The following is a 15,066-nucleotide window of genomic DNA, read 5'->3' on the forward strand; positions in this document are numbered from 1 at the left end:
TGAAGGCGCGAGGCTAGAAGCCCCCGCCGATCGTGCGAAGGCGCTTGATGCGCTCGGGCAGCGGAGGGTGCGTCGAGAACAGCCGGTCAACGATTCCGGGTTTGGTGGGGTCGCTGATCCACATGTGCGCCATCGACGTGTTCTGTCGCTTCATGGGTCGGCCATACTCCCCGAGCTTCTGCAGGGCGCTGGCGAGCGCTTCTGGATGCCGCGTGGTCATGGCACCCGTAGCATCCGCCAGATATTCGCGTTCCCGCGACACCGCAGCCTGCACGAGCGTCGCCGCCAGCGGGGCGAGGATCATCGCAGCGATGCCGACGATCAGCATGATCGGGTTGCTGTTGTTGTTATTGCGATTGCCACCAAAGAACGACATCCGCAGCAGGATGTCCGCGAGGAATCCGATTGCTACGACAAGCCCGAAGACGATTGTGGTGACGCGAATGTCGTAGTTCTTGACGTGGCCCATCTCGTGAGCCATAACGCCCTCGAGCTCGGAATCATCCATGATCGCCAGCAGTCCCGTCGTCGCCGCAACGATCGCGTGCTCGGGGTCGCGACCAGTGGCGAAGGCGTTGGGCGCCGGATCATCGACGATATAGACCTTGGGCATCGGCATGCCGTTGGTGATGGCCAGGTTTTCGACCGTGCGGTAAAGCCGCGGGTCATCTGCCTTGGTGATCTGCCGACCGCCGCTGAGCGCGACCGCCTGCTTGCCAGCGGCGAAATATTGAATCGCCACGTAAACAAGCGCGCCGACGATGGTGCCGATGAAGATTCCCCAGGAACCGCCGCCCCACATGTAGTTCGCCACAAAGCCGAGCCCGGCGATGATGATGAGAAAAATGAGGATGATGAAAACGGTGTTGCGTTTGTTCTTAGCTATCGCGCGATACATCTAGTCGCTGCCTCCGCGCGGTTAGAACTGAACGCGCGGCGGCTCAGCGATGGCCGCCGAGTCGGAAACCTCGAAGAACTCGCGCTCCGAGAAGCCGAGCCCGCGCACGAAGAGGGTGTTGGGGAAGACCTTGATCTTGGTGTTGAGTTCGCGAACTCCGCCGTTGTAGAAGCGACGTGCAGCCTGGATCTTGTCTTCTGTGTCGACGAGCTCACCCTGCAGCTGCAGGTAGTTCTGGCTGGCCTGGAGCTGGGGGTAGGCCTCCGCCACGGCGAAGATGCTCTTGAGGGCAGACTGCATGTGGTTCTCGGCTTCGGCTGCCTCGTGGGGGCTGCCGGCGCTGAGCGACTCGGCACGAGCCTTGGTCACGGCCTCGAACACACCCTTTTCGTGGGCAGCGTAGCCCTTGACCGTCTCAATGAGGTTCGGCAGCAGGTCGGCACGCCGCTTGAGCTGCACCGTGATGTCGCTCCACGCTTCGTCAACGCGAACGTTGAGCGTGACCAGGCCGTTGTAGGTGGCCCAGAGGTAGATACCCACCACCACGACGAGTAGAACGATGATGCCGATGACGATGAGTAGTTCCATTGCCGTGCTCCTCTTGAGTACTGTGCGCGCGGCCCTCCCCGCAGGGGCTGAGGGCGAATAGGGTCGGGGCCGTATTCTCGATAACTATAACGAAGCGCGGCTGGGGAGCCGCCTCGAATACGGGCGCCCCCAAGACGGGCGACGGGGGATCGGTTACGGCCCGAGAACGCGGTCCAAGTAGGGATTGGCGAAAGCGCGGTCGGGATCGAGCCGGTCACGCACCGCGAGAAAGTCGTCGAACCGCGGGTATTCCTCGCGCAGCGACGAAGCCTCGCGAAAGTGGATCTTGCCCCAGTGCGGTCGCCCGCCGTGGGCGCGCATAATCGCCTCGACGGCGCGGAAGTACTCCCTGTGGTCCTCGCGAAAGTAACGGTGAATCGCGATGTAGCCACTCTCACGTTCGAAGGCCGTCGAGAGCCAATTGTCGTCCGCCGCCGCAACCCTCACCTCGATGGGAAAGGAGATGCGCCAGCCTTTGGCCGCGATCAGGTCTCTGATCTCGCGCAGCGCAACCGGCACGGCCTCCCGCGGGATCGCGTATTCCATCTCACGAAAGCGCACGGAACGCTGGCTCACGAAAACCTGCGGCGAAGCATCCGAAAACTCCCGATCACCCGTGAGTCTTGTGGCGATGCGGTTGATGGACGGAATCGCCGACGGAATCGCCCGGCCCGCTGTGCAGGTCACGGCAAAGAGCCCGTTGGCCATGAGGGAGTCGTCGACCCAGCGCCGCATGCTGCCCAACGGACGGGTCTGGGCCTCTGCCGGCAGCCGAATGTTGGTCTTGGTCAGAACCGTGGTGGTGTGCGGAAACCAGTAGAACTCAAAGTGGTCGACCGCGGTGGCGCGCGCCTCAAAGTTGTCGACAACCGCATCGAACGGCTCGGGTTTCTCGCGAGCATCCAAGACAAATGAGGCAACACACTGAAGCGTTATGTCCACGATGATGCCGAGGGCGCCGAGCCCGAGGCGAGCAGCCGGCAGAAGCTCGGGGTTCGTCTCCTCGTCGATCGTGAGGATGCTGCCATCGGCCGTGACGAGGGTAAGGCCAACAACCTGGGTCGCCAAGCCGCCAAACGCTGCCCCGGTTCCGTGAGTGCCCGTCGAGGTGGCGCCTGCGATGGTCTGACGATCAATGTCGCCCATGTTTTGCAGGGCGAGCCCGAGGGGGCCGAGAATCGCTGGCAACTGGTGCAGATTGGTTCCAGCGGCGAGGCGAACGCGGCCCGTGCTGCGGTCGGCCGAGATGAGGCCCTCCAGACCAGCGAGATCGAGCATCACTCCGGGAGCCGCGGCGATGGCAGTAAAACTGTGACTCGCTCCGATCGCCTTGATTGCCAGGCCGCGCTCTCGAGCGGCGATAACCGCCGCGACCACCTCGTCAACGGTGGTTGGGCGGGCAACGAATACGGGGGTGATCGATTCGACGCGGCCCCAGTTGGTCCACCGTTTGCCTCGGTGTAGCCCAGCAGGCGCGATCGTGGTGTGGCTGGTCATAGAAATGCTGCGCCCTCTCCCCGGTAGGTGGGCACCATGTCGACGATGGTGCCGTTATCGACGATGGCGAACTCATTGAGATGCTCGCTCAGTTCTCCCGCCTTCGTGTGCCTCAGCCACACCCGGTCCCCAATGGCGAGATTCTCGGCCGCCGCACCCACTACGGGGGTCTGCACCTCGCCTGCCATCTCCCTTGAGACCATGCGAAGACCGGATGGCCACGCGATGCGCGGCAATCGGTCCACACCGGGAGGGCCGGATGCGATCCACCCGCCCCCCAACAATGTGGCGGTGTGCGCGGTCGGGCGGCGAACGACGGGCAGGGCGAATGCGGCGGCGGGAGCCGGACTAAACCGGGAGTAGTGGTCGAACAGATGCGGGCCGAAGAGGCCACTGCCCGCAGCCACCTCGGTGACCGCAGCCTCGGCCGCTGTCGACTCGAGCGAACCGGTGCCTCCACCGTTGACGAACTCGAGATCGGCCACCTCGCGCACACCGGCGACGGCTTCGGCTCTGCGCTCCGCCAGCTCCGCCATCGACTGCGCCTGAATGCGCCTCAGTGCCGCCCCATAGAGGGGACGCCCGACGGGCTGGTCACCCATTCCGGCGATCTGCCCCTCATACGCCATCATGCCCACGAGCTCGAAGCCGGGTCGGTCGACGATGAGCCGGGCCAGTTGCCGCGCCGCCGCCGCCGTATACACGGGCGAACGCCAGGTGCCGATATGGCCGAGAAGCCGTGAGTTCCACGACGCATCCAGTTCGAGACACAGGCGAAGACGGGCGCGCTGCGACGGCCCCACGACCGAATCGATGAAGTCGAGATGGGCGACGGAGTCGACCATAAGGGTCACGCGAGAGGCCAGCAGGGGGTCTGCCGCAAGCTGCCGCAGGGCGGGCCGGTCGACCGTGGGATATCCGACCACAACATCGTCGATCGTCTGCGCCAACCACAGCGCCTCGGCCAAGGTGTAGGCGAGCACGCCGCGATAGCCGGGGCGTGCGAGAACAGCCTCGAGCACTGCGCGCACCCGCACCGATTTGCTGGCTACGCGAATAGGGGTGCCGCCTGCCCTGCGCACCATCGCATCCGCATTGTGCGCCAGCGCCGCGAGCGACACCGTGCCGAACGGCGGATCGAGGTCTGCCGTCGCCTGATTAAGCGACTCCCAATATGCGGATGTCGTGTGCCAGTGCTCCGCGCCGACCCCGAGCGTGATGGACATCAGCGAACTCCTTTGATGGGCAGCACGGCGAGAGCGCCCAGGATTGCCGTCGCCGCCGCCAGTAGGAAGAGTCCCTGAAACCCGACGAGCCACGAGACAACGCCCGCTCCGAGCAGCGGTGCGATTGCCTGCGGCACTGCCCACGCAACATTCATGATTCCGAGGTCCTTTCCGCGGGTGTGAGCGTCGGGCAAGACCTGAGTTGCGAGCGCCTGATCGACACTGAGGAAGGTACCGTATCCGAGCCCCAGCAGCCCCGCTGCGACCATCGCGACCGTAAGGTCTGGCACCAGCGCGAGAAGCAGAGCGGCAACCGCTTGGAGGCTCGCGGCGACAATCACGAACAGTCGCCGACGGCCAAGCCGATCGCTGAGCCGGCCGAAAGCGAGGGATGCCACGATCACAAAGACCATGTAGACGAGCGTCAGCACTATGAGGCTGCCCTCCGCATCCACAATTCCCAGGCCAAGCCCGAAGGCCAAGAAGTACAGCAGCAACGATGTGCCGAAGGCATTGCCCAGGTTCACGAGCACTCGGCTGAGGAGAGTCCAGCCGAAATCAGGATGCTGCCGCGGGCTGATCCAGAACCCCTGAACCAGGGTGCGCGCCGTGAGCGGCGGCCTCTGCGCTGGGTCGAGCACGCGGTCGGGCACAACGATAACGAACGGCAGCACCAATACGAGCAGCAGCACTGCCATTGCGGCGTAGCCGAAGAATTGCCCGACAAAGAGCTCTGTCACGAGCACGAGGCCAAGAATGGTTCCGACCGCCTGCGGCGCCGACATCCACCCGGAGACAAGGCCCCTCTGATTGACCGGAACCTGGTCGGAGATGGTTGCGGTAAGGGCCGCCGTGAGGGTGCAGAAGCCGCTGAGCGCGAGCGCCCAGCACACTCCGATCCCCACGAGCGTGGTTTGCGTCCCGAGCAGCAGCAGGGCAACGGCGAAGAGAACGGCTCCGCCGAGAATCCACGGACGGCGACGGCCGAAGCGCGACGTCGTGCGGTCGGAGAGCGCACCGGCGAGCGGATATGCCACCACCGCGCACAGCCCAGCGATGCCTGAGATGATGCCGAACGCCACGACCCCGTCTACCCAGTTGTCGGAGTTGAGTTGCGCCTCGACCTGGACCGGCAAGAGCAGCTGGATCGGCGTGAGTTGCGCCATCCATACGCCCAGCCATGCCGTGGCAAACAGAGCGATCCAGCCGCCGGTTACCGCGCGGGTCGGCTCCGCGAACGCTGCCGTCTCAGACGCCGTTGTGGTTGTCATGCGCGGTCTCCCCCGTCGTGGCCTGGTCAACTGTGTTCCGCGGCGGCACCGCTGTCAACCATCAGGATGAGGGCATCCCCCTGGAGGATGAGATCCGGCCCGGATGCGGCCCGTCGGCCCCGCGCCGCGGCGACGTCGCGTATATTGAGAGATTGACAAGTCTGTCTACAGCCGCAGAACTCCGCCCGATCACCCGCATTTGCCCACCGAGACCCCGCCAACCCGCCGCAACTGCCCTAAAACCCTGCCCTTTGCCGCAGCGCACGGGCTCGTCCCAGAAGAGTGCCGGTGATTTCCACGCCACCCCGCAGAAGAGCCGCTACGCCGACCCCCGGTGCGCGGTCTCTCCGACTCATGCCCCGGCGCCCAGCGCGTGGTGGGAGGGGACGGTCAGCCCTCGCCGCCATTGTTCTACTCGCCCCCATTGCGGGGATCTTCGCCCCTCTCGCCGCTGTCGCACAGGAGCCCACCCCATCCGCGAACGCGGTGGCCCCTGCCCTTGCCGCCGCTGCACCCCTGATCGCTGAGCCCGCCGATGGAGCCTTCATCGATCGCAACCGGGTCGTCGTCTCTGGTCAGGGAACCGAGGCGGGCAACACGGTTACCGTGTCGCTTGCCGGGTCAACCGCCTGCACGACGGTCGTTGCCGTCGACCTCGCCTGGGAATGCCTCGTCCCCTCGCTGCCCAACACTGCTGCCGCCGTCATCGCGGCCGTTGAGTCTCTGGCCGACGGCACGACCAACGACGCAACCATCACCCTCGCCGTGCTCGGCCCACCCCTGCTCGACGAGGTCAGCCCGACGCCCGGATATGTGACGGGATCTGGGCACCCCGATTCCACCGTCACGGTCTCGGTCGCCGGAACAACGTGCGCGGTTCGCGTTGCGGCGAGCGGATACTGGTCGTGCACCCCGCTCAGCGCCGCGGGCGCGAAACCAGCGACGGGCTCGCACCCGGTATCAGCGCAGCAATCGCACCCGGCCATCGGCGCCGGATCCAGCTCCGCCCTGACGAGCAGAACCATCGCGTTCGATACCCAACGCCCCGAACCACCCGTAATTCTTCAGCCCTCCGACAACAGCCGAGTAACCCGGCTGCCAGCCAACTTTCGGGGCACCGGCGAAAACGGGGCAACGGTAGACGTATATCTGGGCGGGGTTCCCGTGTGCGCCGCCGTTGTGAGCGGCGGGGAGTGGGGATGTGCTGGCGGATCCGGAACAACGAGCGGCTCGCAAACCGCGCGTGCCGTGCAGCGCGACCAGGCCAACAACTACAGCGACCCCAGCGCCATCGTCCGGTTCTCTGTAGGACCGGCCGCCCCAGCGCAAACGCTCACGCCGACGCCATCACCCACAACAGAACCTTCGCCGTCGGCCCAGCCGAGCGCGCCGCCGGCGAGCTATCCGCCAGCATCTGAGAGCCCCTGGCCGCTGCCGGAGGCAGGCAGCCCGCTGGCGGAGGCTCTGGCTAACTGGGGCACCCCGACCGACTTCAGCTCCGGCATACCCGGCCTTCACGAGAGCATCGAACGCGGCAACTGGTGGCGCGCCCCCCTGCTCGCTCTCGTGGCGATACTGCTGGTCGCGCTGCCTCTGCGGCTGCTCGCATCAACCCTGCGGGGGCGCATTCGGTGGCCATTCGGCCAGATCACAGGCCGCAACACGGTGCGGGAGACGCCGGCCGCCTTCCCAGCGAATGCGGCGGATGCAACAGCTCCCGGCTGGTGGACCCCCTGGCTCGCGATGAGCCTTCCATTCGCGGTGACCGTGGCTTTTATGGTCGTCGCTGGCGGGGTGAGCGGAGAGGTGCGGTACCTGCGTCTCGCGGTCGCAATCGCCGGCGCTCTCGCTCTGATCAACGTGGTCGGCGTGGCCGTTGCCACCCGCATCGGCTCTGCCTGGCAGCGCGTTGATACCCAGTTTCGGTTCCGCGGATTGCTCTTTGCTGCCGCGATCGTCTCGGGACTTGTGTCGCGACTCATCGGGCTCTCCCCTCCCCTGGTTACTGGCACGCTCATCGGCATGCGCCCCGACCCCACGGCGGCCGTGCACAAAAGGGCGATCGTGGGGCTCATTCAGGGGGAACCGTGCTCGCGCTCGGGCTCGCGGGGTGGCTGAGTTACCTCGCCATCGGACCCGTTGTGGGATTCTGGCTTTCACTCTTTAGCGAGTTCTTCGCGGCACTGTGCCTGGTCGGTCTTGGCTCGGCTGTGATGCTGCTCGCTCCGGTCGGCGGGCTACCCGGACGAGTCGTCTACGAGTGGCATCGCTGGGCATGGTTCGGCATCGCGTTTGTCGTGGCGACTATCGCCTTCGGGGTGCTCCTGGGCGGGGCATCTGCACGCTTCCCCCTCGGCACTCTTCTCATGATGGCCGGCGGAGTCGCCGCGCTCTGCATCGGCGGGTGGGCCTACTTCAGCTTTGTCGCCCGTCCCGCGTCAGAGCCGAATCGGGTCAGACCGCTTCGATGAGCTGCGGGCCATCATTGCGCACGCTGTTCACCTGACGCGACACCGCATAGAAGTCGAGATCGTTCGCCACCTCGAGCGATGTGAGCTCAAGCATGCGGAGCGCATTGTCAACGCTGAGGTGGTCACCGAGCCAATCGTCAACGCTCTCCGGGGTGAGGAACGACGGCATGCGGTCGTGCACCTCGCCGGGGGCAACATGCGCGTCGCGGGTCACGATCGCCATGGAAAGGTGCCACCGTGCAGGGTCGTCCTTGGGGAGCGAACGGTCGAGCCATGGCCGGATGATTCCCGCCATCATCATGTCTCCACCGCCGGGCCGATGCACAAAATAAGGCTGCTTGCCATCAGGGGTCACCTGCCACTCGTAGTAACCGAGCGCCGGCACAATGCAGCGGTGTGATGCAAATGCCGACGAAAACAGGCCGTTGCTCGCCACGGTTTCGACTCGGGCATTGATGATGGGCTTGCCCCCGCCGAACGTCGGTGACGATGGTGGAACGATCCCCCAGCGAACGCCGGCGATCTCCCTCACCCCATCGCGCTGCCGGATGACGGGGACAACCGTCGTCGGAGTCACGTTGTAGCTCGGCCGCCAGTCACGGAAGTCGCCGCCGCGCGCAACGTATTCCTGGATGAGATCGTCGGTCTCTTTGTTCATCGCGAATCGCCCGCACATGCGCGTAACGCTACGCCTGGCCGCTGACATCCGCGCCTAGTGCGCCGGAACCGCAGCCCCATCACCGTTCGGGATGAGCTCGTGCCTGGGCCCACGAATCATGAAGACCGCAATCAGGGCCGCGACGACCATTGCGATCCCCGATGCCAGGAAGGCAGCCGAGTAGCCGTTCGTGAAGGCGAGCAGCTGATCTGCTCCGCCGGCGAGCGCGTCGGTTGCCGCCGTGGAATAGAGCACCGTGAACACAGCGAGCCCTATCGATCCACCGATGTGGAACGCGGAGTTGACCGTTGCTGAGGCAACCCCGGCGTCGGCAGGAGAGACACCAGTGAGGGCGAGATTCTGCAGCGGCACGAACAGCATCGACAGTCCAACGCCCATCAACACGAGGGCGGGCAGCACCTGCACGAAATAGTTGCCGTCGGGAGTGACGCCCATGAGCAGGAAGAGTCCCGCGGCCGTTACGAGGGGTCCCACGATCATGAGCGGGCGAGGACCAAACGAGTTGAGCCCCTTCGTGACGAACGGAGTGCACCCAAAAACCACCACGGTCATCGCCACGTTGGCGATGCCCGAAATGAGCGGGCTCATGCCCAGCACAAGCTGGAAATAGAAGGTGAGGTAGAGCATCGAGCCGATCATCACGGCACCGATGACCGCCTGTATCAGGAACGCGCCGGCCCGAACCGAGTTAGTAATGACGCGCAGCGGCAGGAGTGGCTGGCGCACCCGCGACTGGATGACGACAAACACGGTGAGCAGAACGACGCCGATCGCCAGGAACAGGATCGTGTCCCACGAGCCCCAGCCGTGCTCGGCCAATGTGAAGCCGTAGACCAGCGCACCGAGGCCGAGCGTGACAGTGATGGCACCCCAGATGTCGTAGCGATTGTTGCCCTCTGCTTTGCTCTCGCTGAGCAATAGGGCGCCGCCGATCATGCTGATGGCGACGAAGACAACGTTGACCAGAAGGCACCAACGCCAGCTGGCAAATTCCGTGAGCACACCGCCGAGCACGAGGCCGATTGCGGCGCCCGTTCCCGCGACCGTTCCAAAAATGGCGAAGGCGAGGTTGCGCTCACGACCGTGGGCAAACAGCACGGTGACCATCGCGAGCGCGGCGGGGGCAAGCATCGCCGCGAAGGCACCCTGCACCCCTCGAGCCACGATGAGCTCGGTGCCGGACTGGGCAAGTCCGCCCCACGCGGAGGCAAGACCGAAGCCGATCATCCCCACCATGAACGTGCGCTTGCGACCCCAATAGTCGGCGATGCGCCCGCCGAGCAGAAGGAGCGCGCCGAACGCGAGGGCGTAAGCCGTGACAACCCACTGGCGCTGGCCATCGGTCAGGCCGAGTTCGGTCTGAGCCTGGGGCAACGCGATCGTGACGATTGTGGTGTCGAGAACGACGACCAGCTGAGTAAGGGCGAGGACGGCGAGGGCCCACCAGCGGGATGCGGAACTGCGCGAGACAAAAGACAAAGAAGGAACCTCCAGGCTTCTCATACCGACGTTGCTGGAGGTTTCTAGCCTCGGATCTGTGCAGAAAATGCATCCGACCTCCCCGAGCCATGTGACCGGGCAGGGATCCACTATAGCCCGGACGCCGCGCACGGTCGACCCGAGCGAACGATGCCCCCCGGCTGCCGCTCAGCCGGTTCTAGACGTCGTCAGACGGCATGAGTCATAGGGGCGACTATGGCACAGCGTCAGCGATGGGTGAAGATAGGTACTCGGCCTTCCCGTTGGCACGCCAATGCACTGAATGCGTTCGGCGAGCGTGAGCTCCCTGTCCAAGTTCTTCGGTCTTGTCGACCGTCGTCGTCCAGTCGAGTCGCAGGCCGTGAACGGCGAACTCCTCCTCAGAGACGCATGCTGAAACGACTTCACCGGGTGGCGTAGCGGCGAGGACACACGTTTTACCTGCGCGTGACATCGCCACAAATATCCTTCGCCGTTCACCTTCGAGGCTGCCGAACAGCACCCGAGTGGACTCCCCGATGATCGTCGTCGGCAGCGTCGTCGGAAAGATGTCGGCGCTCGTCTGCGGGGCTTCGAAACGCAAGTACGCCGCATACTTCGGCTCTCCCATTCCGCCAACCCCGTCGTCAGGTTCGGCGGAAGCGCTGGGTGCGCCGCTCGAAGCGGGTCCGAGGTATCCGCCCGCCATGGGGGCGATCGCGTCCTGCCGTGGGGCCAACCCCAGGCCGATGCCCACCCCTGCGCCGATGCCGAGCACCAGGGTGACCGCGACCAGAGCGATGGTGCTGACTCCCCTGCGCGATGCGCTGATGGGCCCCGACCCAGTGTCCCTGTCGAGCCCCTCTTCGGACGACAGGATGTTTGGCGCGCAAGCCTCGACGTCGGCCGACTCTTTGCCTGGCTCTGCGCCGCGCTCCCCAGCCCGCTGAGTCGAAGCATCCTGCGACTCCGTGAGCTGGCGAAGCCGCTCTACCGTCTCGGCATCGGGATGTGCACCGCGCGAATAAACCTGGCGTCGCAAGTCTGCGAGCCTGTCGCCTTCATCCACATCGACCCCCGCATCCGTGGAGCCATGATGACATACGCGAGAATTAATCCGCCCGCAGTCGGCCTCAGGGCGCGTCGACGAAGAGCCGAAAACTAACGCCGGTTTGGTGGTGCCCCCGCAGGGATTCGAACCCTGACTGTGACGATTTTAAGTCGTCTGCCTCTGCCGGTTGGGCTACGGGGGCGTGAAGCGGCCTGAACCGCTTCGGCTGGTGCCCCCGAAGTCTACTTGCGGGTTGCGGCAGCCTTGGGACGGGCGGCGTATTCCTCGAACACGGCACGCGGGTTCTCGCGAGCGATGATGCCGACGGTGTCGCGACGCACGAAGAACGAGATGATCCAGTTGCCGAAGACGCGAATCTTGCGCTCCCACATGGGCATCGCGAGGCCGTGGTAACCGCGGTGCATCAACCAGGCAAGGAGGCCCTTGATGGAGAGCTTGCCCGCCTGGAAGACGCCGTGCCCGATGCCGAGACCGGCGACAGCGCCCATGTTCTTGTGGAAGTACTCGCGCGGCTCATCGCCACGCAGGCTGCCGACAATGTTCTTGCCGAGGAGCTTGCCCTGGCGAACGGCGTGCTGAGCGTTCGGAACGCACATTCCGGCAACTCCGCCACCACTGAGGTCGGGAACCGCGGTCGCGTCGCCAGCGCCCCACACATCAGCGACAACGTCGCCATCCTCGGTGCGGGCACGGAGGTCAGCGCCAAGGCGGAGACGGCCACGCTCTTCGAGGGGAAGGTCGGTGTTGCGCAGTACGGGGTGTGCCATGACACCGGCGGTCCAGACGATCAAGTCGGTTTCGAAGCGCTCGCCCGTCGACGTCTCGATGACGCCGTCAACTGCGGAGGTGAGCTGGGTGTCGAGGTGAATCTGCGCGCCACGCTCGGCGAGGTTCTTGATGACCCACTTGCTCGTCTCGAGCGAAACCTCGGGCATGATGCGACCCATGGCCTCGATGAGGTGAAAGTGCGTATCGTCGAACGACAGCGTGGGGTACTGCTTGAGGAGTGCGCTCGCAAGGCTGCGCAGCTCGCCGAAGACCTCGATGCCGGCGAAGCCGCCGCCGACCACCGTGAAGGTGAGCAGGCGGTCGCGGGCGGGCCCTGCGGGAAGAACGGATGCCTTCTCAAAGTTGGCGGTGACGCGGTCGCGAATGGCGGCCGCTTCTTCAATGGTCTTGAGGCCGAAGGCGCCATCGGCGATGCCGGGGATCGGGAACGTGCGGGTGATCGCACCAGCCGTCATCACGATGATGTCGTAGGAGAACTCCCACGGCTCGCCGACCTCAGGGGTCAGCGTTGCGGTCTTGGTGGCGTGGTCAACAGCCGTCACGCGCGCCGCGATCACGTTCGTGGTCTTGAGGTGCCGGCGCAGCGGCACAACCGCATGACGCGGCTCGACAGTGCCCGCCGCAACCTCGGGGAGGAAGGGCTGGTACGTCATGTACGGCAGCGGGTCAACTACCGTGACTTCTGCTTCACCGGAGCGCAATTGCTTCTCCAGCACGCGCGCAGTGTAAAAACCGGCATATCCGCCGCCGACAATCAGGATTTTTGGCACAATTTCAATTCTACTACCTGCGAGTGGTGCCTCTGACCTGCCGCCACGTGCCCCACGCGAGTGCCGCCGCTGCAGCGCCGAAGATCGTGAACACCACGAGGGGGATGCCGACAAACCTCAGCTGTTCCGCCGAGGGCAGCACTGTGCCGAGCGGGCTTTCGGCCGCCGCCCGTGTATCGGGGATCGGCACCGGGTCTGGCACGACCGGTGTTGGCGTGGGGATTGGCTCGGCATCCGCCCTGCGGTAGAGCCTGATCCAGTCGGCGAGGAGGCCAGCAGGATTGTCATCGACCGCAGGTACGAACCCGTCGACCGCACGCTTCGCGTCGAAGAGGCCGTGACCATAGATCGGGCTGAGCTGAGCTCCCCCGACCGGTCGAGCGGTTGCCGTGATTCTATTAATGACGTTGCCGGCATCAAGTTCTGGATGCGCTGACCGCACCAGGGCAGCGAGGCCCGCAACGATCGGAGCCGCGCCGCTCGTGCCACTCCACGTCGAGTAACCCCCGCCCGGGGTGGCGCCCACAAGTTCTTCGCTGGGCGCCGCGACCGAAATCGTGATGCCCTGCGACGACGCGTCGAAGCTCGCGGAACCCTGCCGATCTACCCCGGCCACGGTCAGAACGCCCGGCATGGTAGCGGGGGCCCCAACCTGAGTGGTGCCGCTGCCACGGTTTCCCGCTGCCGCCACAATCACGACATCGCGCTGCATCGCATAGAGAAAGGCGTCGTCCCACGATTCTGGCCATTCGAGGGTGTTACGAGTGAGAGACATATTGATGATGTCGGCGCCGTTATCGACGGCCCACCGCACGGCCGCAGCGACCTGATCATCCGACGGCACGGTTCCCACCCCGAACCCGACGGATACCGACAGGATGCTCGCCTCGGGGGCCACTCCGATAATGCCGCCACCCTGGCCGTCGCCGCGGCCCGCCAAAAGCGATGCGACCATCGTGCCGTGCTCACGACTGGCGTAACCGACAGGAGTCTGGCCATCCGGCGAGCCGACACCAGAAGCATCCGAGCCGCCCACGACGGCCCCGGCCAGATCGGGGTGACTACCGTCGACGCCCGTGTCGATCACCGCAACCGTGACCCCATCGCCCTTCGATGTCTGCCACGCCTCGGTTATGCCGTAGTCGGCAAGCCAATACTGGCGATCCCGGATGCTATCCGCAGTCGCGGGAGCAGCCACCAGCAGCGAAGACCCCAGCACCGACGCGACAACGACGCCGCCGGCTACCGCGGCAGCGAGGCGACGGCGAGGCAGGGTCATCGCGCGTCGGGTGCGGAACCGTCGGTGGTGCTGTTGGCAGGCTCGGCGTCGTAGTCGGCGCACTCACACACATCGGGCGACCAGGCCGCGCGTTCGAGAGCAAGGTCGCCGATGGGGTTGACTCCGGGCCCAGCGGCGAGCGAGTGCCCGACCAGGGCGTGAAGGCATTTGACGCGGGTGGGCATGCCTCCGGCGGAAACACCGGCGATCTCCTCGACATGCTCAATGCTTTCGCGGTCCGCGAGAAACGCCTCGTGCGCGGCACGGTAGGCATCGGCCACGTCGCCCTCGAGCAGGGCAGCAAGTTCGGTCATCACACCGTTCGCCTCCAGCGTGGAGACGGCGGCCGTAGCGGCCGGGTGGCATAGGTAATAGAGGGTGGGGAACGGCGTGCCGTCAGAGAGGCGCGGCTTGGTCGACACCACGGTGGGCGCGCCGCAGACACAGCGCGCCGAAATGCCGATCACATCGCGAGCGGGGCGGCCGAGCTGGAGAGACACAATGCGAATGTCCTCTGCCGTTGGCGGGTCAAAGGGCGGGGTTGCCACTAGCCGACACCGCCCTCGATGACGGGAGCATCCAGGTCTGCGGGAACCGCATCCGTAAGCCCTGCCGTGAATACCGATGACAGCATCATGCTGACCCAGTCGACCTCGGTCGTCTGCAATGTGGCGCTGATGGGAACCTCCGAAGTTGTTGATACCGTCTGGCCGTCATCAATGACCAGGTAGCTGAATTCGCCCGGCTTCACGTAATAGAGGCGCTCGCGGGCCTGCGCCTCGACATAGCTGGGGTCATCCCAGCGGGCCACATCCTGCTCAAGGTCTTCTACGAGATCTTTCTGAGCCTCGACCTCGGCGGCGAGAGTCGCCCGTTCGTGCTGCTGCTCGGCGAAGATGCGCAGCGAGGGCGCCAACACCACAACGAACACGATCAGCATTCCGAGCGAGAGCATCGTGAAGCCAGATAGCCGGATGCCTCGGAGCCACGATGATGCGCCGCCCTGCGCGGGCAGGTCCACCGCGAGGCGAGTGACACGGGGCTTCGAGGGCATGATCAAAGCCTAAC

Annotated in this window: 14 protein-coding genes and 1 tRNA gene; 2 read left to right on the forward strand and 13 right to left on the reverse strand. The window is 65.3% G+C overall.

Annotated features, from left to right (window positions below; all coding sequences use genetic code 11):
* Positions 1 to 13: 13 nt before the first annotated feature.
* The 5 genes from C2138_RS09755 to C2138_RS09775 form a co-directional block, all read right to left on the reverse strand.
* Positions 14 to 898 carry a M48 family metallopeptidase gene (locus C2138_RS09755; RefSeq protein ID WP_108517432.1) on the reverse strand — a complete coding sequence of 295 codons (885 nt, stop codon included), beginning with the start codon at positions 896 to 898 and terminating at the stop codon, positions 14 to 16.
* Between the two features lie 21 nt (positions 899 to 919).
* Positions 920 to 1,486 (reverse strand): LemA family protein, encoded by a 567-nt coding sequence (locus C2138_RS09760; protein WP_108517434.1) that lies wholly within the window; start codon positions 1,484 to 1,486, stop codon positions 920 to 922.
* 153 nt (positions 1,487 to 1,639) lie between these two features.
* A complete protein-coding gene (locus C2138_RS09765) occupies positions 1,640 to 2,983 on the reverse strand; it encodes a D-arabinono-1,4-lactone oxidase (protein WP_108517436.1) in 1,344 nt (447 codons plus the stop codon).
* Positions 2,980 to 4,209 carry an alanine racemase gene (locus C2138_RS09770; protein WP_108517438.1) on the reverse strand — a complete coding sequence of 410 codons (1,230 nt, stop codon included), beginning with the start codon at positions 4,207 to 4,209 and terminating at the stop codon, positions 2,980 to 2,982. The genes C2138_RS09765 and C2138_RS09770 overlap by 4 nt, the downstream gene beginning before the upstream one ends.
* Positions 4,209 to 5,480, reverse strand: coding sequence for an MFS transporter (locus C2138_RS09775; RefSeq protein ID WP_108517440.1), 1,272 nt, complete (start codon positions 5,478 to 5,480; stop codon positions 4,209 to 4,211). Before C2138_RS09775 ends, C2138_RS09770 begins: the two co-directional genes overlap by 1 nt.
* 354 nt (positions 5,481 to 5,834) lie before the next feature.
* Here C2138_RS09775 and C2138_RS09780 point away from each other — a divergent pair, with 354 nt between their 5' ends.
* The gene (locus C2138_RS09780) at positions 5,835 to 7,598 is read left to right on the forward strand and encodes a hypothetical protein (RefSeq protein ID WP_108517442.1); all 1,764 of its coding nucleotides are present in this window, start codon (positions 5,835 to 5,837) and stop codon (positions 7,596 to 7,598) included.
* Positions 7,568 to 7,951: a hypothetical protein gene (locus C2138_RS09785; RefSeq protein ID WP_108517444.1), complete on the forward strand. Its 384-nt coding sequence runs from the start codon at positions 7,568 to 7,570 to the stop codon at positions 7,949 to 7,951. Before C2138_RS09780 ends, C2138_RS09785 begins: the two co-directional genes overlap by 31 nt.
* Here the strand turns inward: C2138_RS09785 and C2138_RS09790 are convergent.
* The 8 genes from C2138_RS09790 to C2138_RS09825 all read right to left on the reverse strand — a co-directional run bounded on the left by C2138_RS09790 (position 7,935) and on the right by C2138_RS09825 (position 15,052).
* On the reverse strand, positions 7,935 to 8,627 hold the full coding sequence (locus C2138_RS09790; RefSeq protein WP_108517446.1) for an SOS response-associated peptidase: 693 nt from the start codon (positions 8,625 to 8,627) through the stop codon (positions 7,935 to 7,937). The genes C2138_RS09785 and C2138_RS09790 overlap by 17 nt on opposite strands.
* Before the next feature lie 36 nt (positions 8,628 to 8,663).
* Positions 8,664 to 10,109, reverse strand: a complete 1,446-nt coding sequence (locus C2138_RS09795) for an MFS transporter (protein ID WP_233245474.1) — start codon at positions 10,107 to 10,109, stop codon at positions 8,664 to 8,666.
* 214 nt (positions 10,110 to 10,323) lie between these two features.
* A complete protein-coding gene (locus tag C2138_RS09800) occupies positions 10,324 to 11,157 on the reverse strand; it encodes a hypothetical protein (RefSeq protein ID WP_108517449.1) in 834 nt (277 codons plus the stop codon).
* Between the two features lie 107 nt (positions 11,158 to 11,264).
* Positions 11,265 to 11,341, reverse strand: a tRNA-Leu gene (locus tag C2138_RS09805).
* 40 nt (positions 11,342 to 11,381) lie between these two features.
* The gene (locus tag C2138_RS09810; protein ID WP_108517451.1) at positions 11,382 to 12,719 is read right to left on the reverse strand and encodes an NAD(P)/FAD-dependent oxidoreductase; all 1,338 of its coding nucleotides are present in this window, start codon (positions 12,717 to 12,719) and stop codon (positions 11,382 to 11,384) included.
* Positions 12,720 to 12,732: 13 nt separating this feature from the next.
* On the reverse strand, positions 12,733 to 13,998 hold the full coding sequence (locus C2138_RS09815; protein WP_108517452.1) for a S8 family peptidase: 1,266 nt from the start codon (positions 13,996 to 13,998) through the stop codon (positions 12,733 to 12,735).
* The gene (locus C2138_RS09820; RefSeq protein ID WP_108517454.1) at positions 13,995 to 14,546 is read right to left on the reverse strand and encodes a DUF501 domain-containing protein; all 552 of its coding nucleotides are present in this window, start codon (positions 14,544 to 14,546) and stop codon (positions 13,995 to 13,997) included. The genes C2138_RS09815 and C2138_RS09820 overlap by 4 nt, the downstream gene beginning before the upstream one ends.
* Positions 14,546 to 15,052, reverse strand: coding sequence for an FtsB family cell division protein (locus C2138_RS09825; protein WP_108517456.1), 507 nt, complete (start codon positions 15,050 to 15,052; stop codon positions 14,546 to 14,548). The genes C2138_RS09820 and C2138_RS09825 overlap by 1 nt, the downstream gene beginning before the upstream one ends.
* Positions 15,053 to 15,066 lie beyond the last annotated feature (14 nt).

Source organism: Salinibacterium hongtaonis (assembly GCF_003065485.1).
In the GTDB taxonomy this organism is placed as follows: Bacteria; Actinomycetota; Actinomycetes; order Actinomycetales; family Microbacteriaceae; genus Homoserinimonas; species Homoserinimonas hongtaonis.

Excerpts from the sequence above, each read along its gene's own strand:
- C2138_RS09755 (WP_108517432.1), bottom strand. The coding sequence starts at position 898 with ATGTATCGCGCGATAGCTAAGAACAAACGCAACACCGTTTTCATCATC.
- C2138_RS09760 (WP_108517434.1), bottom strand. The coding sequence starts at position 1,486 with ATGGAACTACTCATCGTCATCGGCATCATCGTTCTACTCGTCGTGGTG.
- C2138_RS09765 (WP_108517436.1), bottom strand. The coding sequence starts at position 2,983 with ATGACCAGCCACACCACGATCGCGCCTGCTGGGCTACACCGAGGCAAA.
- C2138_RS09770 (WP_108517438.1), bottom strand. The coding sequence starts at position 4,209 with ATGTCCATCACGCTCGGGGTCGGCGCGGAGCACTGGCACACGACATCC.
- C2138_RS09775 (WP_108517440.1), bottom strand. The coding sequence starts at position 5,480 with ATGACAACCACAACGGCGTCTGAGACGGCAGCGTTCGCGGAGCCGACC.
- C2138_RS09780 (WP_108517442.1), top strand. The coding sequence starts at position 5,835 with ATGCCCCGGCGCCCAGCGCGTGGTGGGAGGGGACGGTCAGCCCTCGCC.
- C2138_RS09790 (WP_108517446.1), bottom strand. The coding sequence starts at position 8,627 with ATGTGCGGGCGATTCGCGATGAACAAAGAGACCGACGATCTCATCCAG.
- C2138_RS09815 (WP_108517452.1), bottom strand. The coding sequence starts at position 13,998 with ATGACCCTGCCTCGCCGTCGCCTCGCTGCCGCGGTAGCCGGCGGCGTC.
- C2138_RS09825 (WP_108517456.1), bottom strand. The coding sequence starts at position 15,052 with ATGCCCTCGAAGCCCCGTGTCACTCGCCTCGCGGTGGACCTGCCCGCG.